Below are 20,861 nucleotides of genomic sequence, written 5' to 3'. Positions count from 1 at the left end.
CACCGGCAAAGCCGGTGCCAACCACCGCGTGGCCCCATTCGCGGGTCACGCCCGCTCCCACAGGTATACATCAAATACGTGCGTTTAATGTGCCTCAACCTGCCGCCGCGCCCTGGGCACAGCCTGAGGTTCGGCCACACCCTGCGGTGGCAGGTGATGATGGGAATGACGCCGTACGATACGCAGTACACCCCACAGCATGGCGGCTGCGACGCTCAGCCACATACCTACCAGCATGAGGATTGCCAGGGTCAGGCTCATGTGTGCCTCCTTCTCTCGGGCCAGCGCGCTGTCAGCCAGGGCTCGCCTTACAGACACTTCATTAGTCTAGCCTGCCCCTTGTGACGTTCCATTGACCTTAGGTCTATTGCTGAGGCCGATTCGCTACAAGCCGGTGTCGGACTATACCCGCGCACCTGTGGGCCCTATGATCGGTGCCCAGAGCCGGGCGCTGCCTGCCTGGCATCGGAACAAGCGAGTGCCCATGGAGCAAGTTTCCTTCAAATCGTTGGCTTCAGCCCCACGCCGGTTGCTGCTGGCTGGCCTGGTGGCAGTCAGCCTGGCCGGTTGCGCCAGCGCACCGCCCGCCAGCCTCAAAGGCCTGCCGCAGCGGGTCGAAATCAGCAGCGTGCCGTTCTACCGGGGTAACGCCAACCACAGCGGGGCCATGGCCCTGGCGGCGCTGCTTTCGCAACAGGGCGCGCCGATCACCCCCGGGCTGCTGGATAAACCTTTGAACCTGCCCCAAGGCGCCGAGACCCTGGATACCAGTATCCCCCGTGTCGCACGGGACTACGGCATGGTGGTGTATGCGCTGGACAAACAACTGGACGCCTTGCTCACACAAGTGGCGGCGGGCAACCCGGTGTTGCTGCGTTACGAGGAGGGTTCGGCCTGGTGGAGCGAGCCACGCTACGCCGTGCTGATCGGTTATGACCGCTACAAGCAACGGGTACTGTTGCGCTCAGGCATGCACCGTCGGCAACTGATGGCCTTTGATGACTTTGCCTCGGCCTGGGCCAAGCAGGGGAGTTGGGCGGTGCTGCTGCAACCGCCGCGGCAACTGCCCGCCCAGGTTGACCGGCAACGCTGGTTGCAGGCTGCCGACGAGCTGGCCCGCGCAGGGCAGGAAGTCGCCGCCAAACAGGCGGTGAACAGCCTGGGGCGGTAAGCCGCGCACCGGCCGCTTCGCGGGCTTACCCGCAAAGCGGCCGGTGCGATGTTACAGAGGGCTCAGAAGCCCAGGCGGTCGCGCAGGCTGTAGTACCAGGCACCAATGGCGCTGAACGGTACACGCAGCATCTGTCCACCCGGGAACGGGTAGTGCGGCAGGCCGGCGAACGCGTCGAAACGTTCGGCCTGACCACGCAGCGCCTCGGCCAGCACCTTGCCTGCCAGGTGCGTGTAGGTCACACCGTGGCCCGAGCAGCCCTGGGAGTAATAGATGTTGTCGCCAATGCGGCCGACCTGAGGCAGGCGCGACAGGGTCAGCAGGAAGTTGCCGGTCCAGGCGTAGTCGATCTTCACGTTCTGCAGCTGCGGGAAGGCCTTGAGCATCTTCGGACGGATGATCGCCTCGATGTTTGCTGGGTCGCGTGCGCCGTAGACCACGCCGCCACCGAAGATCAGGCGCTTGTCGCTGGTCAGTCGGTAGTAGTCGAGCAGGTAGTTGCAGTCTTCGACACAGTAGTCCTGCGGCAGCAGGGTACGTGCCAGGTCTGCGTCCAAGGGCTCGGTGGTGATCACCTGAGTACCGCATGGCATGGACTTGGAGGCCAGTTCTGGCACCAGGTTGCCCAGGTAGGCGTTACCGGCGACGATGATGAACTTGGCGCGCACTTTACCCTGTGGCGTATGAACGACCGGGTTGGCGCCACGCTCGATGCGAACGGCCGGGGTCTGCTCATAAATGATGCCGCCCAGCGATTCGACCGCGGCAGCTTCGCCCAGGGCCAGGTTCAGCGGGTGAATGTGGCCGCCGCTCATGTCCAGCATGCCGCCGATGTAGCTGTCGCAGGCGACGACTTCACGGATGCGCTTCTGGTCCATCAGCTCCAGCTGATTGTGGCCAAAACGTTCCCACAGGCGCTTTTGCGACTCCAGGTGGCCCATCTGCTTGGAGGTGAGGGCAGCGAATACGCCACCGTCTTTAAGGTCGCACTGGATGTTGTACTTGGCGACGCGCTCACGAATGATGCGGCCACCTTCGAACGCCATCTGGCCCAGCAGTTGTGCCTGCTTGGGGCCGACGGTGCGTTCGATCACGTCGATGTCACGGCTATAGCTGTTGACGATCTGGCCACCGTTGCGGCCGGATGCGCCGAAGCCGACCTTGGCCGCTTCGACGATGCTGACCTTGAAGCCGTTTTCCAGCAGGAACAGGGCGCTGGACAGGCCGGTGTAGCCGGCGCCGATGATGCACACATCGGTTTCCACCTCACCCTGCAGCGCCGGACGTGGCGGCACCGGGTTAGCCGAGGCGGCGTAGTAGGACTGGGGGTAGGGGGTGTTGGCCATGCTCGAGGAACCTCGTGTTTTATATTTTTAACGAATGTAGCGATGCTATCAATAATAATAAACACCCGCTAGTCGTCCGTTAAAAATCCTTTACCCGGCTGTCGCCGAAGCCTTTCTATAAAGAGGTTAAGATTCAGTGAGTTAGCACGAAAAAAAGTGTTGACAGGGTTTTTGGATTGCGTAGAATGCGCACCACACGACAGGCACATAGCTCAGTTGGTTAGAGCACCACCTTGACATGGTGGGGGTCGTTGGTTCGAGTCCAATTGTGCCTACCAAATCGAAAAGGGGTGATCCGCAAGGGTCACCCTTTTTTATTGCGCACGCGTTTTACTGTAGGAGCAGCCTTGTGCTGCGAAGAGGCCAATCCCGCTGACATTGATCTGCGGTGACCACTCGGGCCCTTTCGCAGCACAAGGCTGCTCCTACAAAACCCGGTAGCGCAGCAAAGCTGAAAGTTTTTGATTTTTCTGAAAAAAACGCTTTACAGGTACGCATTCGATGTCTAATATGCGCACCACACGACAGGCACATAGCTCAGTTGGTTAGAGCACCACCTTGACATGGTGGGGGTCGTTGGTTCGAGTCCAATTGTGCCTACCAAATCGAAAAAGGGCGATCTACACAGATCGCCCTTTTTTATTGCCTGCTAGAAAGCCGCCGGCAACCACAGCGCCAGTTGCGGGAAAGCGATCAACAGCGCGATCAGCACCAGTAATGCCAGGCAAAACGGCAGCGCGCCGTACACCACGTCCATGAAGTTGCCCCGCCCACGAATGCTCTGCACCACAAACAGGTTCATGCCGAACGGCGGCGTAATCTGGCCCATCTCGCACAACACGATCAACACCACTCCAAACCATAGCGGATCGAAGCCCAAGGCGACGACAATCGGCACGATCAGTGGCGCGGTGGTGATCAGCATGGCCAGTGTGTCCATGAAACAGCCCAGTACGATGTAGAAGAGGATGATCGCCAGCAGTGTGGCCATCGGCGACAGGTTCAGGTCGGTGACAGAATTGACCAGTGTGGTGGTCAGTCCGATGGACGCCAGCACAAAGTTGAGAAAGAACGCCGACAGGGTGATGAAAATAATCATGCCGGTGGTGCGCAGGGTAGCCTCGAACGCCTGGCCCAGGCTTTGCCAGGTGAATGCCCGGCGCCACAGGCCCAGGCCAAAGGCACTCAGCACCCCCAGCGCGGCTGATTCGCTGGCCGTGGCGAAACCGCTGTAGATCGAACCAATCACCAGGGCGAAGATGGCCAGCGGCGGCAGCAGGTCAGGCAGGCAGGCCAGGCGCTCGGCCCAGCGGGTAGTCTCCTTGCGGCCGCCCAACTGTGGTCGAATCAGGCACGCCACCACGATCAGTGCGATGAACAGCATGCTCAGGATGATGCTGGGAAGCGTCGCGGCCAGGTACAGCTTGGGCACTGACACATTGGCGATCAAGGCAAACAGGATCATGTTGATCGAGGGCGGAATCAGGATGCCCAGCGTGCCGCCGGCGGCAATCGAGCCGAGAAACAGCGGCGCGTTGTAGCCTTTGCGTTCCTGTTCAGGGATGGCCAGGGTCGAAATGGTAGCGGCGGTCGCCACGCTGGAGCCGCTGGTGGTGGCGAACAGCGCGCTGGCGCCGATGTTCGAATTCATCAGGCCACCCGGCAACCACGACAGCCACTTCTCGACGGCCTGGTACATGCGCCCGGCGACGCCTGAACACACCAGCAGCTCACCCATCAGGATGTACAAAGGGATCGCCACCAGCAGGAATTCGCTGCTGGTATTCCAGGCGATCTCGCCCATGGCGCTACTCAACGGCAGCGTCGAGAACAGCTGCGACAGCGACATCCCCAGCAGGCCGACACTGACGGCGGCGGCAACGCTCAACGCCAATAGCGCCAGCAGCATGAACAGGGTAAGGCTCAGCATGGCGTGCGCTCCTTGCCCGGGGTGCTGTCTGGGTAACGTTCTGCCTGGATGTCCTCTTCCACCGAGTTGATGCCGATCAGTGTGCTGATAGCGTGCCAGCGGCCCTTCAGCAAGTGGCCCAGGCAGGTGATCGCCAGGCTCGCCAGGGTCAGGGCAAAGAACAGGTAGCCGGCGAACCACAGCGACTGGGGTATCCATTGTGGTACCTGCAAGGGCGTGTTCGATACCGAGCGGTATTCGATGGAGTCCCACAGCACGTTCCCTGCGTGGTAGGCCAAGGTGCTGACCAGCAGCGCCATGCAGGTGAGGGCGAACAGGTCGAGTGCCACCCTGGGCCGTAGGCCTAGGCGCGTGTAGAGAATGTCCACGCGTATGTGCGCGCGTTTCAGCAAGGTGACCGGAAACGCCCAGGCGCTGGTGATCGCCAGCACGTACCCGGCCATTTCATCGGCGCCGCCCAGGGATACACCCAGGGCCTTGCGCAAGATCAAGTCGATGCTGATCAGCAACGCACAGGCGAGCAGGGCGAAGCCGCCGACCCAGGTGCTGGCTTTGGCAATGGTGTTGATGACACCCATGCCTGAGCGGGCGGTGTGCATGTCGGTAGTCTCCGGGGCAAGGTGGCTCATGGGGCGAGGCGCATGCCGATGGCATCGCCCACGGTGGCATTCCAGCGCGCTACGCAAGGGCCGCCGCAGCGTTTGCCCCAGTCATTGGCGATGTGCAGCGCAGCCTGGCGCAGCGCCTGTTTTTCGCTGGCGGTCGGGGCCGAGGCGGTCATGTGCGCGGGGTGGTGAATCTGGCAATCAGGGCTGCCGACATTGCAGGCTTCGGCATAGCGGTTTTCATTGGCGGTCTCGCGCCACAAGGCGTCTTCCAGCACCTGCGATTGCGCCTGCAGCAATTGCTGCACCTCGGGCGGCAGTTGCTGCCAGCGCTTCAGGCCGATGCCATAAAAGCCGATCGACCAATCGACGGGCAGGTTGTAGAGGTAGCCTGCAACGTCGTACCACTTGGCGGCATTGCCAGAGCCAATACCGGTGATGGCGCAGTCGATGACGCCGGTCTGCATGGCGGTCACCACTTCGGCAAAGGGCAGGGTAACCGGCGCGGCACCGATGGCCTTGACCAGTTCGGCCATGTTGCGCCCGCGTGTGCGGATTTTACGGCCCTGCAGGTCGGCCAGCGCGTGCACGGCGTCGCGGCAGAAGAACACCTGCGCGGTATACGGCACGGTGGCCAGCAGCTTGATGCCGTGGCGCTCGGCCATGCGTTGTTCCAGCACCGGCTTGTAGGCGTCGGCGATGGTGTGGGCGGTGTCGATGGTATCGGCCAGGCCGGGCAGGTCCACGCCCTCGAAGGTGGCATCGTCGCCGGCCACGAAGGCGAACACGCCCATGCCGATATCGACTGCGCCAAAACGCATCAGGCGAATGATCTCCGGGCCCTTCAGGCCGCTCTCCGACAACCCCAGCAACTGCGCGGTGACCTTGCCTTGCGATTGTGCTGGCAACGTCTGGTTCCAGAACGGCTGTTCAACCGCGCGGAACGTGTAGTTGTGGCTGCCACCGCCGACCACGTTGAAGCGGATCACAGGCGGCGCTTGTTGCGGCGCAGGCGTGTCCGCAAACGCAGGCAAGTTACTGAGCAGCGCGCCGAGCGCCAGGGGGATGAGCAGGGGGCTGAACTTCACGGTAGTCCTCTTGTTCTTGTTCGGGAGCTACTTCAGGGCGATGTTGAGTCAGCGTGGGCGGGACGCAGCCTCGATGGTCGACCGCGAGCCGACGATATCAGGGAACTTCTCACCCTTGGCCAACCGCGCCAGTGTGTGCTTTTCGTTGCGCTGGAAGTCGATGGCACGCTGAGCCAGTTCGATGACCTGGCCCGGGCGCAGAAACACCATGCCGTTTTCGTCGGCCACCACCGCATCGCCGGGGTGGACAATCACCCCCCCACATTGGATGGCCGTGCAGAACTCGCCCTCCTGGCCGATCACGCGGGTGGTGATCGCGCTGGCGCCGCGGGACCACACAGGCACGCCATGCTCGCGGATTTCGCCCAGGTCGGTGACATAGCCATCGACGATGATCCCGGCCACGCCAGCCTGCTTGGCGGCGTACGCCATGGCGCCGCCCAGTGCGGCGGTTATGCGCTCGCCGCAGCGGTCTACCACCAGGAAGTCGCCTGGGCGCACGCAGCCCATGGCGTAGTGCAAAATCCCGCCATCGTTGCCGGGCATCCTCACGGTGACCGCAGTACCGACGGCCCGCACATTCTGAAAGTGGGCCTTGATGTGGGGGTTGGCAATACCGTGGGTAATGAAGTGGCCGATCGTTGCCGGTTCGGCGTTGATCAGTACTTCAAGTTCGGTGGCGCTGATCGGGGCGGGCAGTGCTTCGATAATATACATAGGAAGTTCTTGTTATGCCGGATGCTTTTTCGAAGGGTTTCGGTCATCCTAACAAGCACGCCGAACGGTCGATAATAAAAATCCGTAAGCAGTAACCGGAGCAGTTTTTATCATGCGTATTACGCTGATGCAGATCGAGGCGTTCTACTGGACCGCCCGCCTTGGGGGTGTTCACGCGGCCTCCCGCCATCTTCACCTGACCCAACCTGCGGTGTCGGCGCGGATCAAGGAAATGGAATCGCTGCTCAGCGTCAAGTTGTTCGACCGCAGCAAGCAGCGCATGAGCCTCACCGCAGACGGCCATACCGCCTTGCGCCATGCCGAACTGGTGCTTAACAACAGCACCCAACTCGAGCAATTTGCCGCGCAGCAAAAAAAGCACCGGCGTTTGCGCCTGGGCGCGGACGAGTGCTCGGCCATGGTCGGGCTGACCGCGGTAATCAGCGATATAAAGGCGCACTTCCCGGAGATCACCCTGGAGATTTCCATCGACGTCGGCGCCGTGCTCAACCGCAAGCTGAACGATCACGAACTCGACATCGCGCTGCTGACCAACCCGGCCACGCGTGAGGATGTGACCGATGTGTTTCTCGGCTGGATGACATTCCAGTGGGTGGCCGCGCGGCACCTGGACGTGGCCCAGGGGCCTTTTTTGGCGGAGCATGCCCGGCAATATTCGATCGTGACCCACAGTGCGCCCTCGACACTGTATTCAGTGGTGGACCGCTGGCTGAAAGAAAGTGGCTCGGTCAGCCATGCCTTTCATTCAAGCAATTCGCTGGCCTTTATTGCCAAGATGGTCTCGGCGGGGCATGCAATTGGTATTTTGCCGGTGCCATTGATTCGCGACATGTTGGCCGTGGATATGTTGAAGACTTTGCCGTGCGATCCGCCGATTCCGCCAGCCAAGTTCTGCCTGTCGTATTTGACCGAACGCCCGGATATGCAACTCGACACCTTGGTGTCGATTATTCGCGCGACCTTGGTCAAACAGAATTTTCTGGTTGATTAGGCTCTGTACGAAAAGTTTTGTGGGAGCGGGCTTGCCCCGCGATGGAGTGCGAAGCGCTCCCATACCCGATATCGACTAGCGTCAAAGTCGCCGCGAATTCAGGCTTTGCTGCCGCGTTGCGGCAGATCGCGGGGCAAGCCCGCTCCCACAATGATGGATGACCATACTTTTCGTATAAAACCTTGTTAGTCGCTTTTATAAGGCAGCAATAGGGCCGGCCGGGCACATGCACCCTGGCCGGCCGGCATTTAAGCCAATGCGTGTTTCACGGCCGCTATCTGTTGCCCGGCCTGGTTCAGCCAGGACAGGTCGCTGCCCATCAACAGCATGTCGCTGCCCATTTCGATCAAGCGTTGCGCCGTGGCCTGGTCTGCGGGGAAGCACGGCACCATCACCTGGATCGAGCGGGCGTGGCATTTCTCGATCAGCAACTGCAAACGTTGCAGCACTTCCGGGTTGCCCAGGCGATAGTCGACCGGCAGTTGTCGCGACAGGGAGTAGTCGGCAGGGCCGAAGTGAACGGCGTCGATCCCCTCCACATCGAGTATTTCATCGATGTTGTCAAAGAACTCGTAGCTCTCGGCCATCGGCACGATCACGCTACGGGTGTTCTCTGCCTGGGTATACGTGGCCCAGTCGAAGCCAGGCCCGGCGTAGCCTGCCGAGCGCACCGAGCTGTCACCGCCGCGGCGCCCCAGCGGAGGGAACTTGCTGTAGCGGATGATCTCGCGCATCTGCGCCGCGGTATGCACCTGCGGCACGATCACGCCCGCCGCGCCCATTTCCAGCGCCTTGCGAATGTCCCACTCCAGCGTGCCACGCACCCGCACCAGGCCGGGGATGGCGGCGCTGTTGGCGGCCAGCAAGAGTTTTTCCATCTGGCTGTCGACACCCAGCGCAGTGTGCTCGGCGTCGATGAAGACAAAGTCCAGCCCCCAGTTGCCGGCCACTTCGATGGCCATGCAGGCTGTGCTGTAGATGTTCATGCCAAAGGTGGTACCGCGTGCCATGCGGGCCTTCAGCGATGTGTTTGGGGTGTTTGGGTTCATGCTTGAAGTCTGCCTTTGGCGGGTATCAGATGCGGTAGGTTTCGGGCAGCCGGTCGCGGAACGGGTGCACTTCGAACACGCCAGGGTCGCGGATCAGCGATTTGTTGCGGGCCTTGGCCAGGTCGATCTCGACGCTGTACACACCGTCTTCGAGCCCTGCGCGTACCAAGGTCTTGCCGGAAGGTTCGATGATGTGGCTGGTGCCGATGAACTGCATGCCTTCATCCATGTCGTTGCGGTTGGGGGCGACGAAATAGACCATGTTCTCTGCCGCGCGGACGGTGCTGAAAATGTCCGGTAGCATGCGCGCCTGCTCGGGCCAGGCGGCGGGCAGCACGACAATGTCGGCGCCTTCTAGCGCCAGCGTGCGCACTACCTCGGGGAAGCGGATTTCATAGCAGATGGCCAAGCCGATACGGCCGATCTCGGTGTCGAATACCGGCGGTGTCCACTCGCTGGGGCGGTCGGTGAAGCGGTCGCCGATCATGAATGGCAGATGGCGCTTGCGGTGCAGGCCGATGATGCCCTGCGGGCCGATCAGCGCGGCGGTGTTGTAGACCGAGGCCTCATGCCGTTCGTAAAACCCTACCACGATCAGGATGCCGCTCTGTGCCGATACCTGCAGCAATGGCGCCAGGGCGTCGAGGGTGATGGCGCCGCGCTCGAGGTCTTCGCGGCTGTCGAAGGCGCCACCGGTGATCAGGCATTCTGCGAAGGCGATAAGGCGTGAACCTTCGGCGGCGGTCTGGCGTGCCAGTTCGGCGACTTTTTCAAGGGTGCGCGCCGGGTTGCCGGCCACCGGGTGAATCTGGGCGACGGAGATTTTCATGCTGTTCCTTATTGGCAATAGAGGGCGCCGCGGGGGCGGCGCGGGTAGCGTCACTGCGCCTGGTAGCCCATGGCCTGGTAGACCTTGCTGACCAATTCGGGGTTGATCTGGGCGGCGTACTTGTCGACCACAGGGCGGATCTTGGCCTGGATGCGTGCGAGCTCTTCGGCCGGCAGGTCGTTAACCTGCATGCCATCGCTGCGCAGGTCGGCGATGGCCTTGATGTCGGCCTCGCGAGAGATCCGGCGCTGCTCCAGGCGCACTTCCTGGGCGACCTCGGTAAGCAGTTGCTGCTCGTCGCGGTTGAGGGTGTCCCAGAAGGTTTTGCTGATCAGCACGATCTGCGGGTTGTAGTTGTGCCGGGTCAGGCTCAGGTACTTCTGCACCTCGTTGAAGCGCGAGGCGAGGATCAACGCCGCCGGGTTTTCCTGGCCATCCACCGTGCCGGTTTCCAGCGCCGTGTGCACTTCGGTGAAGGGCAGCGGGGTCGGGTTGGCGCCCAACGCCGCCCACACGTCGAGGAACAACGGCGATTGCTGGGCACGGATCTTCAGGCCCGCGATGTCTTCCAGGTTTTGCACCGGGCGCACGTTGTTGGTCAGGTTGCGCACGCCGAGCTCCCAGAACGCCAGGCCTACCAGGTTTTTCTCCGGCAACTGGTCGGTGAGCATCTTGCCCACTTCGCCATCGAGCATGGCATCCACCTTGGCGGTGTCGGTGTACAGGAACGGGAAATCGAGGATGCCGAAGTCGGTGACGTGGTTGATCATCAGCCCGGCGTTCCAGGTCATCATTTCCACTACGCCACCTTGCAGCGACGACAGCACCTGCACGTCGCCACCCAGCACGCCATTGGGGAAGGTGCGCACCTTGATCTTGCCATCGCTGCGTTCTTGCACTTTCTTGGCGAACAGCTCCATGCCGATGGCCGGTGGCGTGCCCTTGGGGCTGGTGGCGGCGAATTTGATCACGCGCGCGTTGTAGTCGGCGGCCATGCTCAGGCTGCTGGAAAGTAACAGGGCGGCGATGACGGCGAGCTTCTTCATGCTGTGTACCTTTTATTGTTGTGGGGATCAGTGGCCAAACCACTGGGCAGGGACGGTGACCAGTTCGGGGAAGATGACCAGCAGGAACAGCACGATGACTTCGGCGATCAGGAACGGGAACGTGCCCTTGAGCAGCGCTTCGTAGCGCATCCTGCCGATGCCACAGACCACGTTGAGCACCGTGCCCACGGGCGGGGTGATCAGGCCGATCGAGCAATTGATCATGAACAGCACGCCGAAGTAGATCGGGTCGATGTTCGCCGCGGTCACCACCGGTACCAGGATGGGGGCGAGCAGCAGCACGGTCGGGGTCAGGTCCATGACCATCGAGATCACCAGGATCAACAGCATCAGCACCACGATCAGCAGGCGCGGGTTGTCCATCACCGGCTGGATCAGGTCGATGATCTGCCCGGGGATATCGGCGATGGTGATCATCCAGGCCGGTATCGAGGCGGCGGCGACCAGGAACATCACGGCGGCGGTGGTCTTGCCGGCGCGCAGCAGCAGGTCATTGAGCGACTTGAGGCTCAGTTCGCGGTAGATGCACGACGACACCAGCAGTGCATAGACGCTGGCCACAGCACCGGCCTCGGTAGGGGTAACCACGCCAAAGCGCAGGCCGACCACGATGATCACCGGCAGCATCAATGCCCAGAAGCTGTCGACCAAAGCCTTGAGGCGCTCTTTGCCGCTGGCCTTCGGGCTCAGTTCGACGTCGGTGTTGCGCCGCGACATCAGCCACCAGGCCACGACCAGGGCGGCGGCGATCATCAGCCCGGGGGCGATGCCGGCCAGGAACAGCTTGGTGATCGACAGGCCGGACGCGACGCCCAGCACGACGAACCCGATACTGGGCGGGATGATCGAGCCAAGCACCGATACCGAGGCGATCAGGCCGCCGGAGCGGTCGCGGTTGTAGCCGGCGAGGACCATCATCGGCAGCAGCAGGGCGGTCAACGAGGCGGCGTCGGCCAGTGCCGAACCGGACAGGCTGGACAGCAGCACGCCGGCGAAGATGGTGACGTAGCCAAGCCCGCCGCGCAGGTGGCCGACCAGGGTGATGGCCAGCTTGATGATGCGCTTGGACAGGCCACCACTGTTCATGACCTCGCCAGCGATGATGAATAGCGGAATGGCCAACAGGGGGAAGCTGCCTGCCGAATTGATGATGTTTTGCGCGATGATCTGGCCATCGAACAGGCCCAGCAGCCACATCAGGGCCACGCCGCAGAGGATCAGGGCGTAGGCGATGGGGGCGCCGATCAAGATGGCGGCCATCAGCACGCCGACGAAGACTGACAGGGCCATTATTCGACTGCTCCGTGTTCGGCTGCCGAGGGCTCGGCCGGGGTGTGCGCGGGAAGGGTGCCCATCAGGTTTCTGACCAGTTGGGTGAAGATCAGTAGCCCGCTGAGGATGCAAAAGACCAGGCCCGCCCCATGGAACAAGGCCATGGAAATGCCGGTGGAGGGGGCGCCGACATGCAGGTTGATCACGGTCTGCTTCCAGCTGCCGTCAAGGAACAGCCAGGTCACGTAGAGCATGAGTAGTTGCGTCAGTGCCAACAGGCACCTGGCCACACCAGGCGAAACCCGGCGGGTGACGATGTCGACACCGATGTGGCCGTTTTCGTGAAGCATCAGTTGGGCGCCGGCAAACACCAGCCAGACGAATGCCAGGCGGGAGATCTCTTCGCTGAAGAACAGGCCCGAGTTGAAGCCATAGCGCAGCACGACATTGGTGAAAATCAGGCAGGTGATGGCCACAAGGCAGGCGATCACCAGCGTTTTCAGAACCAGAAAGTAACTATCGATCAGTGTTTTCATGGCGCCTCCTGGAGCAGAGCTGCCCAGGGAGCGCCGAAAGCGCTTGGTGCGAGAGCGCGGACAGCAACATCCACCTTTAGGTGTAAGCGGGGCATGGGGTCACCTTTTTATTATTGGACATACGTCGTCGTACGACTGCCTGGATTGTTGTCTGAAACGCCCGGTTTCGGCTGCCTCAAGTTTTTTATCAGGGGGATAAGAAATGGCGATCAGTGCGCGGGCCGTGGCTGCGCAGGGGCCCGTGGTCGGCGCATCGCGGTAGCAGGGTGTAACGTATGGTCGCGGTCCTTGCCCGGGGGCGGCATGCTAGAATCCGCCCCTTCGAATCTGGAGGTACACGCGTGCGCAAACTGGCTGTGGTAATGGCAGTGCTCGCCCTGGCGGGCTGTGAGAACGAAGTCGAAGGCGTGCACAAACAGGTGGCCGAGCACCTGCACAACCCCAAGACTGCCAAGTTCGGCAACGTGCGGATCGACACCCACGGCACCATCTGCGGTCAGGTTCGCGGCAAGGACGACGCCGGGCAGTACGAAGCCTACCGCAGCTACGTGGCGATCAAGCGTGATGGCCAATACGAGATCATCGTCGACGACAGCGGCAACAACCTGCGTATCCGCGAGCTGTGCGGTGGTGCCGACTTGCAGCGCCGCGCCGAGGCGCTGGCCGGTGAGCCGGCCCCAGAAGGTTGGGATGTCGAAGTGGTGCAGGGGGCGAACATGGGCGCTTTGAGCGACATGACGGCGCGCCTGATCGAGAAGGGCATCCCGTCTTCGGTCGAATACCGCAACGGCAAGCCGGTGGTGCTGATGGGGCCATTCCCGACCAAGGAAGAAGCCGAGGCGCGCAAGGCCGAGGTGATGGCCAAGCTGGGCACCGACTCGGTGGTCATCCAGCATGGCGCCCAGCGCTAACCCCGCAACCCACACCGTGTAGGCGCAGCCTTGTGCTGTGAAGCGGCCGGTGCAGCCACCTGAATACAGGGCGTCTGCACCGGCCTCTTCGCAGCACAAGGCTGCGCCTACAAAGGCTGGGCGTATATGCCCGTGCGGGCTATGCTTGCACTGGGAGAGCTGAACGGGGAGGGCCTCATGTCTACACTGGAGCGGGCCATTGCCGTGGCTGCCAGGGCGCATGAAGGGCAATACGACAAGGGTGGGGCGGCCTATATCCTGCACCCGCTACGCGTGATGATGCGGGTTTCCACGCCCGAGCAGCGGATCGTCGCGGTGCTTCATGATGTCATTGAAGACACGCCGATGACCCTGTCCGACTTGGCGCGTGAAGGCTTTGCACTGAAAATTCTTGCCGCGCTGCTGGCGCTGAGCCGGCGTGATGGCGAATCTTACCAAGACTTCGTCCAGCGGCTTGGTGGCGACCCGTTGGCGCGCACCGTCAAACTGGCCGACCTGGCCGATAACAGCGACCTCTCGCGCATCCCAGTTCCTGGCCCCGCCGACCTGGCGCGGCTGGCCCGTTACCGGGAGGCCAGCGCCTACCTGCAGACACTGGCTTGAGCCTCAGCCGCAGGCCTTGAGGTTCACCGGCCCAACAAACGCATTACCCCGCCCCATCACGCAGGCCACTTGCTGGTTGCGCTGCAGCTCCCATACCTGCGGCGGGTACGTTTTGTTCCACGCTTCGAACAGCTGCCGGTCCTGCTTCGACAAGCGCAGGTTGTACTGCTTGCTCATGTAGAAGTACGTGCGTGCGATCATGCCGCGGATCGAAGGGCGTGGCATGACCTTCTTGGCCTTGAAGTCGACTTGGGTCAGGCAACTGCCGTACTGGCCCTGCTGCTCAGGCAGCCAACCGAAACTGAAGTTACTGCGGTCGCCATTGACCTCACCGATACTGGGCACCAGGTTGTGCAGGTCGGCCTCGGCGCGCTGGTACACCTCATCGTGCTGCGAGCACTGTTTGCGCCCACCGTTCTGCCAACACTGGCGCTGGTGGCCGATCTGCCAGGCCGGCACGATGTGCTCCCATTCGATGCGCGAAGCCCGTTGGGCATTCTTGCGCGGCGTATAGCCGCAAGAGGCCAGGTCAACCTTGTTGCCTTTGTACTTGCAGCCGCAATAAAACTCCGTCGATTGTGGCGCGTACAGCTTCCAGGCGACCTTCTTGGCCTCCTGGAACGTGCGTGGGGCATCGGCATGGGCGAACGGGGTGGACAACAGCAGGCAGGCTGCAGCGAAAAGCGAAACTCTCATGCGCAGTCAGTCTTCCTTGGGCACGGTCCAGAAAATCTGCACGCCGCCATCGTCGCGATGGGCGAGGGTGACGTTGTCGTTCTCGGCGATTTCTTCGAGCAGGGTCTCCCAGTCATCCGGGGACTCTTGCTCCAGGCGGAAGATCAGCGCTGCACGGCTGCGTTGGGCGGTGGGGCTGTTGATGATCTTCTGGATACGTACGCCCAGTTGTTCATAGCTGCTCGGTGTTGCTGAGGAGGTGCTGGCCACAGGCATTTCCTTGTTTTTGCTGTATGTGCGTACAGTATTTCACCGTAAGTAAATTCGCAACTGCCTGTGAGGCAAAAGTGTGTGTGGCCGAGGTGAAGGATTGGTACCATCTGTGCCATCACCTCTCCGCTATCATTCGCGCGCTCTGTGCCTGGACACAGCAGTGACGCCTTGGGCATGACGCGAAATCGGTCAGGCCCAAGCTTCAGGAAGCTTCACATGTACCCATTCCGTTTGCATCGAGCTGCCCCTTTGCGCACAGGCCTGACCCTGTTGCTGACCGGCAGCATCAGCCCGTTGAGCCATGCCAGCAGCGAGGCAGTCGATGTGCTGATCACCGACCCGGTGGTGGTCACTGGCGCCTACGCGCCAACCGGCAGTTTCGACCTGCCTTTTTCGATCGATACCGTGGACCTTTCCCACGGGACCGACGGCCAGTTGGGCGTCAATCTTTCAGAAGTGCTGACCAAGGTGCCCGGCCTGGTGGTGCAAAACCGGCAGAACTATGCGCAAGACCTGCAAGTGTCATCGCGGGGTTACGGCGCACGTTCGGCCTTTGGTATTCGCGGCCTCAAGCTGCTGAGCGATGGTATCCCGGCCAGTACGCCAGACGGCCAGGGGCAGGCCGCCTCGCTCAACCTGGATGTGGCCGATCGCATCGAAGTGTTGCGCGGCCCCGCAGCGACCCTGTACGGGAGCAACGCCGGCGGCGTTATCCAGATGTTCAGCCGGGACGGGCAGGGGCCTGCAAGGGTAGGGGCCGAAACCACTTTTGGCAGCGACGGTTTCAACAAGAATCACCTGTCGGCCGAGGGTGGCAACGAAACCGCCGGCTTCGTGCTCGATGCATCGCGCATGGACACCGACGGTTACCGTGACCACAGCGCCGCCCGCCGCGACCAGACCTTCGCCAAGGTTCACGTAAGGCCCGACGCTGACTCGCGCCTGGCGCTGATCTACAGCAGCCTCGAACAGAACAACACGCAAGACCCGCTGGGGCAAACCTGGGACGCCTATAAACATGACCCTCGCTCCACCGCAGCGGTGGCGGACCTCTACAACACCCGCAAGAGCATCGACCATCAGCAGTTGGGCATGAACTACGAGCGCTATTTCGGCGATGCCACGTTGCAGTTCAACCTCTACGCGGGGCAGCGTAGCGTCGTGCAGTACCTGTCCATTCCGAAGACCGTGGCCTCCAACAGCCAGCGTGGCGGTGGGGTAGTGGACTTCGACCGTGCGTTTCACGGCGGCACCTTGCGCTGGATACAGCCGGTTCTAGCCGCCCCCGGCAACCTCACGGTCACGGTTGGCGCCGACTATGACCAGAGCAAGGACGACCGCCGCGGCTACCAGAATTTCAGCGGTGACACGCTGGGCGTCAAAGGTGAGCTGCGGCGTGACGAGCAAGACACCGCCACCAGCCTGGACCCATATATCCAGGCGCATTGGGAGCTCGGCAACTGGACCACTGACCTTGGCCTGCGCCACAGCTCGATGCAAATGCGCGTCGATGACCACTACCTGGCCAATGGCGATTCCAGTGGCAAGAAGACGTACCAGCAGAACACGCCATCGCTGTCGGTGATGTATGCGTTTACGCCGGATGTGCGTGGTTACGTGAGTGTCGGCAAGGGTTTCGAAACCCCGACCCAGGCCGAAATGGCGTACGCCCCTGGCCAGGTTGAACGCTTTAACTTCGGGCTCAAGCCAGCCTCCAGCACTCAGTATGAAGTGGGCGTCAAATACCGGCTCGGCGAACGTACCCGGCTCAACGCCGCGGTTTACGAAATCCATACGGATGACGAAATCGTGGTGGCCAGCGCCACCGACGGCCGTACCAGTTACCGAAACGCCGGGAAGACCTTGCGCCGCGGGTTTGAGGCGAGCCTGCACAGCGACCTCAGCGATCAGTGGCAGACGACCGTGGTGTACACCCGCACCGATGCCCGCTACGCCGAAGACTTCGCCCAAGGCACGCAGACCATCGAGGATGGCAACCGCCTGCCGGGCGTGCCGCTCGACAACCTGTTCGGCGAGCTCGTGTGGAACCCAGCGACGTTTGTCAGCATGGGGGTTGAAGGGCAGTACCGCAGCAAGGTGTATGTGGAGGACAGCAATACCGCAAAACCGGCGCCGGCCTATACCGTCTTCAACTGGCGGACGCGCTTCGAACAGCACGCTGGGCCGTGGACGTTCCACCAGCTGATCCGCTTGGACAACCTGTTTGATCGGCAGTATGTGGGGTCGGTGATTGTGGGTGACGGCAACGCACGCTACTACGAAGCTGCGCCGGGGCGGTCGTGGTATGCGGGCGCCGGGTTGGAGTATCAGTTCCGCTGAAGCACGGCTATGCAAACCGCTCGAACCGATAGGGGCTCGGGTCGATCAACGTGGGTGACTGCGAAACCAGGTCCGCCGCCAATTGGCCCGCTGCCGGTGAGGTGCCGAAGCCATGCCCGGAAAACCCGGTCGCCAAGGTCAGGCCGGGAATGGCCGGCACCGGGCCGATCACGGGGTTTGAGTCAGGGGTGACGTCAATCGTGCCAGCCCAGGAGGAGGCGATCCGGGCCTGCTCGAACACTGGCCAGGCTGCCTTCAGGTTACGCAAGGCTTCATCGTTCAATGCCGTGTTGGCCTGCGGGTCCTGAACCCTGACGCGCTCGAAGGGCGTCACCTGCGACGGACCCCAGCGCCGGGCCAGGGCCAGGTCCTTGAAGAAGTACTTGCCGAAGCTGATGCGCAAAAAGTCACGCTGTGCCCGCAGTTGCGGCAGGTAACGCCTGCCCAGCAGCAGGTGGTCCAGGGTCAGGAACGCATCGAGCGCCCCGCGCTGGGTAATGATGTAGCCGCCATCCTTGTGTTTGCGGAAGGAAAAGTCCGGTGCGCCCACCGCAATGTCGGTCGGGCCGTCCAGCGGGTGGGTGCGCAGTACAGAACAGGTCAGCGGCAGGGTGGGCAGGTTGATATTGAGGTTGCCGAGAAACTTGCGAGACCACAAGCCGCCGGCCAGCAATACCTGGTCGCAGCGAATCTCGCCTTGCTCGGTGACAACGCCGCTGACCCTGCCAGCGGCGGTGACCAGCGTGCGCACCGCGCAGTTTTCCACGAGCACCGCGCCTTTGGCCATCGCTGCACGGGCGATGGCGCTGGCGGCCAGGGTCGGCTCGGCGCGCGCGTCCGAGGCGGTATAGATGCCCCCGGCCCAGTCGGCACGGCCGCCGGGCACCTTGTTGGCAATCTCCTTGTTGCTGAGCAGCCGAGAGTCCAGGCCAAGGTGCTCGACGCTCTTGAGCCAGCTTTCGTGCATGCCCATCTGCGTGTCGTTGCGGCCGATGAACATGATGCCTGCTTGCCGGTAGCCGACATCGCTGCCGACCCGTTCCGGCATTTTCGCCCACAGTTGGTCGGCGGCCAGGGCCAACGGAATATCGTGTGCATGGCGGTTGGTCTTGCGCACCCAGCCCAGGTTGCGCGACGACTGCTCACCCGCAAGACGCCCCTTCTCCAGCAGCACCACGGGGATGTTGCGTTCGGCCAGGGTAAGGGCCGCGGTCAGGCCAATGATGCCTCCCCCGATGATCACCACGCTCGTGGCCTGAGGGTGGGTGGTAGGGGTGTGCACAGGGTCGATGACGGGGGACATGGCTTCACTCGGCGGCAGTGTGAACGGAATGTTGCGGTTCAAGGCTGGCGGCGCATCACTCGCCCAGGCGGATCAGCGTGACCTGCGCGCGCGAAGCCCCCCGGTACGCCGTCACTTCCAGCTCGACTTTGTAGACGGTCGAGCCCAGGGGCGGGCAGGTGACGGTGGTGGCCGGGTCGATGCCTCGGAATTTTTCGCCGATCACTTCCATGACCGTTGGCACGTCGGCCGGGTCCTGGATGAACACACGCGAGCTGATCACATCCCCCAGCCCGGCATCGACTGCCGCCAGTGCGGTTTCGATGTTGGCGAATACCTGGTGGGTCTGTTCGATCACGTCTTCAGGGATGACCTGGGTCTGCGGGTTGCGCCCGGCGGTGTTGGAGACGTGGATCCAGTTGTCCACCGCCACCAGGCGTGAATAGCTGGCCAGGTCTTCGAATTTCGAGCCGGTTTTCAGTTTGGTGATCTGCGTCATGGGGGAGCCTTTTTTGAGTGGTTGAGGAGTCAGCTAAGGACAGGTTTTTCCCAGAGATTGAGCTTCACGCCGATGCCTTTCTCGAGCGCGTTGCGGTACACGACGGTGCCCCAGGCAACGTCTTCCACAGGCATGCCACCCACCGACATGAGGATGATTTCGTCGTCGTTCAGACGGCCTGGCGCATCACCCCTGATGATCTTGCCGATGTCCTCGACCTGCGCGGCGTCCAGCTTGCCTTCGGCGATCATGTCCATGAAGCGCACGCCTACCAGCGGCACATGGTTGTGCGCAGGCTTGGGCAGTTCTTCGAACCAGGCTTGGTACAGCCCTGTGTTGTCCACCACCTTGCGCACGTCCGCACGCTCCATGCCGTCATCGATGCTGCACGGGGCAGGCATGGCCAAGAACGCACCGGGCTTGACCCACTCGCGCCGCACCAGCGGGTAAGTGCTGGGGTCGCCGACTTCGCCCGAGCTGCAGTAGCTGACCAGGTCGGCGTCACGTACCACTTCTTCCAGGGTCTGCACGACCTGGATGTGGGTGATTTGCGGGAAGGTCGCCTGGACCCAGGCAACGAAGTCATCCAGGTTCTTCTGGCCTCGGCCCTTGATCTTGATCGTGTCGATCAGCGGGCACACCGCCATGAACGCGGCAACCGTGGTCTTGCCCATCACGCCCGGCCCGGCCAGGCCGATGACCTTGGCGTCCTTGCGGGCCAGGTGGCGCGCACCAACCCCGGGGATGGCGCCGGTGCGGTACGCCGACAGCAGGTTGGCCGACATGTGTGCCAGTGGGGCGCCGGTGTCGGCGTCGTTGAGGGTGAACATCAGGATCGAGCGTGGCAGGCCCTTTTCGCGGTTGGCGATGTTGGAGCCGTACCATTTGGCGCCCGCGGTGCGGAAGTTGCCGCCCAGGTACGCCGGCATGGCCATCATGCGACGGTCTGCGGTCGGCTTTGGCATGTGCGGAAACGGCGATTGCTCGGGGAAGGTGATCATCGCGCCGTGGGAGTCGTTGTTCGGGCCGGCCATGCGGTAGTCGCCTTGGTAGAGCAGGTCGAACATTTCTTCCATGGTATCGACACAGGCGGGCATGTCGGTTACGCCGGCGCGGATCATGTCCTGTTCGGACAGGTAGATGAAGTCAATGCGGGTATCGAGGGTCATGGCGGGTCTCGCAAGGCGGCCGTTGTCAGGTTTTGTTCTTGTGGGCGGGGGCTGTCATTCGTGGTGTCAGTTTCGCTAACGAGCGGCAGGCCGTCTTGCGTCAGCGTGCCAGGCGACTTGACCTGCCGTGCCACGGCTGCGCTTCGTGTAGGAGCAGCCTTGTGCTGCGAAGAGGCCGATGAAGGCAGCGGAGATCTACAGTGCTTTCACTGGCCTCTTCGCAGCACAAGGCTGCTCCTACAGTGGCTCATGTGCTGATCTAGAACGGCACCGCGACTGTCAGCGTGCCAGGCAATTTGACCTGCCGTGCCACGGCTGAGCTTCGTGTAGGAGCAGCCTTGTGCTGCGAAGAGGCCGGCAAAGGCAGCGGAGATCTACTGTGTTTTCACTGGCCTCTTCGCAGCACAAGGCTGCTCCACAGTGGTTCATGTACTGATCTAGAACGGCACCGCGACCGTCAGCGTGCCAGGCAATTTGACCTGCCGTG

Annotated in this window: 21 protein-coding genes and 2 tRNA genes; 7 read left to right on the top strand and 16 right to left on the bottom strand. The window is 62.2% G+C overall.

Features of this window, described 5'->3' with window-relative positions:
* Positions 1-84 precede the first annotated feature (84 nt).
* Positions 85-261 carry a hypothetical protein gene (locus GIB19_RS10355; RefSeq protein WP_172960348.1) on the bottom strand — a complete coding sequence of 59 codons (177 nt, stop codon included), beginning with the start codon at positions 259-261 and terminating at the stop codon, positions 85-87.
* A gap of 166 nt (positions 262-427) precedes the next feature.
* Here GIB19_RS10355 and GIB19_RS10350 point away from each other — a divergent pair, with 166 nt between their 5' ends.
* Positions 428-1,171 carry a peptidase C39 family protein gene (locus GIB19_RS10350; RefSeq protein ID WP_099428859.1) on the top strand — a complete coding sequence of 248 codons (744 nt, stop codon included), beginning with the start codon at positions 428-430 and terminating at the stop codon, positions 1,169-1,171.
* A gap of 62 nt (positions 1,172-1,233) precedes the next feature.
* Here GIB19_RS10350 and GIB19_RS10345 read toward each other — a convergent pair whose 3' ends face one another.
* Positions 1,234-2,517, bottom strand: a complete 1,284-nt coding sequence (locus tag GIB19_RS10345) for an NAD(P)/FAD-dependent oxidoreductase (RefSeq protein ID WP_027592660.1) — start codon at positions 2,515-2,517, stop codon at positions 1,234-1,236.
* A 201-nt stretch (positions 2,518-2,718) separates the two neighbouring features.
* Here GIB19_RS10345 and GIB19_RS10340 point away from each other — a divergent pair.
* Both GIB19_RS10340 and GIB19_RS10335 read left to right on the top strand, forming a co-directional pair.
* Positions 2,719-2,795: transfer RNA gene (locus GIB19_RS10340), tRNA-Val, on the top strand.
* Positions 2,796-3,043: 248 nt separating this feature from the next.
* Positions 3,044-3,120: transfer RNA gene (locus GIB19_RS10335), tRNA-Val, on the top strand.
* A 46-nt stretch (positions 3,121-3,166) separates the two neighbouring features.
* Here the strand turns inward: GIB19_RS10335 and GIB19_RS10330 are convergent.
* Genes GIB19_RS10330 through GIB19_RS10315 form a run of 4 tightly spaced genes read right to left on the bottom strand, consistent with a single transcriptional unit; the run spans position 3,167 to position 6,857 of the window.
* Positions 3,167-4,447 carry a TRAP transporter large permease gene (locus tag GIB19_RS10330; protein WP_274885420.1) on the bottom strand — a complete coding sequence of 427 codons (1,281 nt, stop codon included), beginning with the start codon at positions 4,445-4,447 and terminating at the stop codon, positions 3,167-3,169.
* On the bottom strand, positions 4,441-5,076 hold the full coding sequence (locus GIB19_RS10325) for a TRAP transporter small permease subunit (protein WP_274885419.1): 636 nt from the start codon (positions 5,074-5,076) through the stop codon (positions 4,441-4,443). Before GIB19_RS10325 ends, GIB19_RS10330 begins: the two co-directional genes overlap by 7 nt.
* Entirely contained in the window at positions 5,073-6,140 is a 1,068-nt protein-coding gene (locus GIB19_RS10320) for a TRAP transporter substrate-binding protein (protein ID WP_274885417.1), read from the bottom strand. The genes GIB19_RS10325 and GIB19_RS10320 overlap by 4 nt, the downstream gene beginning before the upstream one ends.
* Positions 6,141-6,188: 48 nt before the next feature.
* Entirely contained in the window at positions 6,189-6,857 is a 669-nt protein-coding gene (locus tag GIB19_RS10315; protein ID WP_027596100.1) for an RraA family protein, read from the bottom strand.
* 112 nt (positions 6,858-6,969) lie between these two features.
* Between GIB19_RS10315 and GIB19_RS10310 the strand changes: the two genes are divergently transcribed.
* Entirely contained in the window at positions 6,970-7,869 is a 900-nt protein-coding gene (locus tag GIB19_RS10310) for a LysR family transcriptional regulator (RefSeq protein ID WP_027596101.1), read from the top strand.
* Between the two features lie 248 nt (positions 7,870-8,117).
* Here GIB19_RS10310 and GIB19_RS10305 read toward each other — a convergent pair whose 3' ends face one another.
* The 5 genes from GIB19_RS10305 to GIB19_RS10285 form a co-directional block, all read right to left on the bottom strand.
* Positions 8,118-8,879, bottom strand: a complete 762-nt coding sequence (locus tag GIB19_RS10305) for an HpcH/HpaI aldolase family protein (protein ID WP_274885414.1) — start codon at positions 8,877-8,879, stop codon at positions 8,118-8,120.
* A 64-nt stretch (positions 8,880-8,943) separates the two neighbouring features.
* A complete protein-coding gene (locus GIB19_RS10300; RefSeq protein WP_085273086.1) occupies positions 8,944-9,747 on the bottom strand; it encodes a carbon-nitrogen hydrolase family protein in 804 nt (267 codons plus the stop codon).
* Between the two features lie 50 nt (positions 9,748-9,797).
* On the bottom strand, positions 9,798-10,793 hold the full coding sequence (locus GIB19_RS10295; protein WP_085273087.1) for a TRAP transporter substrate-binding protein: 996 nt from the start codon (positions 10,791-10,793) through the stop codon (positions 9,798-9,800).
* A 27-nt stretch (positions 10,794-10,820) separates the two neighbouring features.
* On the bottom strand, positions 10,821-12,104 hold the full coding sequence (locus GIB19_RS10290) for a TRAP transporter large permease subunit (protein WP_027596105.1): 1,284 nt from the start codon (positions 12,102-12,104) through the stop codon (positions 10,821-10,823).
* Positions 12,104-12,622, bottom strand: coding sequence for a TRAP transporter small permease (locus GIB19_RS10285; protein ID WP_027596106.1), 519 nt, complete (start codon positions 12,620-12,622; stop codon positions 12,104-12,106). Before GIB19_RS10285 ends, GIB19_RS10290 begins: the two co-directional genes overlap by 1 nt.
* A gap of 341 nt (positions 12,623-12,963) precedes the next feature.
* Here GIB19_RS10285 and GIB19_RS10280 point away from each other — a divergent pair, with 341 nt between their 5' ends.
* Positions 12,964-13,533, top strand: a complete 570-nt coding sequence (locus tag GIB19_RS10280; protein WP_027596107.1) for an SPOR domain-containing protein — start codon at positions 12,964-12,966, stop codon at positions 13,531-13,533.
* 177 nt (positions 13,534-13,710) lie between these two features.
* Positions 13,711-14,136: a GTP pyrophosphokinase gene (locus GIB19_RS10275; RefSeq protein ID WP_027596108.1), complete on the top strand. Its 426-nt coding sequence runs from the start codon at positions 13,711-13,713 to the stop codon at positions 14,134-14,136.
* Positions 14,137-14,139: 3 nt separating this feature from the next.
* Here the strand turns inward: GIB19_RS10275 and GIB19_RS10270 are convergent, their stop codons facing one another.
* Entirely contained in the window at positions 14,140-14,832 is a 693-nt protein-coding gene (locus tag GIB19_RS10270) for an endonuclease I family protein (RefSeq protein ID WP_274885412.1), read from the bottom strand.
* 6 nt (positions 14,833-14,838) lie between these two features.
* On the bottom strand, positions 14,839-15,081 hold the full coding sequence (locus tag GIB19_RS10265; RefSeq protein WP_027596110.1) for a DUF1654 domain-containing protein: 243 nt from the start codon (positions 15,079-15,081) through the stop codon (positions 14,839-14,841).
* Positions 15,082-15,300: 219 nt separating this feature from the next.
* On the opposite strand from GIB19_RS10265, the gene GIB19_RS10260 reads away from it, so the two are divergent.
* On the top strand, positions 15,301-17,424 hold the full coding sequence (locus GIB19_RS10260) for a TonB-dependent receptor family protein (RefSeq protein ID WP_274885411.1): 2,124 nt from the start codon (positions 15,301-15,303) through the stop codon (positions 17,422-17,424).
* A gap of 7 nt (positions 17,425-17,431) precedes the next feature.
* On the opposite strand, the gene GIB19_RS10255 is transcribed toward GIB19_RS10260, so the two are convergent.
* Genes GIB19_RS10255 through GIB19_RS10245 form a run of 3 tightly spaced genes read right to left on the bottom strand, consistent with a single transcriptional unit; the run spans position 17,432 to position 20,374 of the window.
* The gene (locus GIB19_RS10255; protein ID WP_274885410.1) at positions 17,432-18,727 is read right to left on the bottom strand and encodes an NAD(P)/FAD-dependent oxidoreductase; all 1,296 of its coding nucleotides are present in this window, start codon (positions 18,725-18,727) and stop codon (positions 17,432-17,434) included.
* 55 nt (positions 18,728-18,782) lie between these two features.
* Positions 18,783-19,205 (bottom strand): RidA family protein, encoded by a 423-nt coding sequence (locus tag GIB19_RS10250; protein ID WP_099428869.1) that lies wholly within the window; start codon positions 19,203-19,205, stop codon positions 18,783-18,785.
* A 29-nt stretch (positions 19,206-19,234) separates the two neighbouring features.
* Entirely contained in the window at positions 19,235-20,374 is a 1,140-nt protein-coding gene (locus GIB19_RS10245) for a tyramine oxidase subunit B (RefSeq protein WP_027596114.1), read from the bottom strand.
* Positions 20,375-20,861 lie beyond the last annotated feature (487 nt).

This window comes from Pseudomonas sp. ITEM 17296 (assembly GCF_028895205.1).
Lineage (GTDB): Bacteria > Pseudomonadota > Gammaproteobacteria > Pseudomonadales > Pseudomonadaceae > Aquipseudomonas > Aquipseudomonas kermanshahensis.
This window is presented reverse-complemented; position numbering and strand designations above follow the sequence as displayed.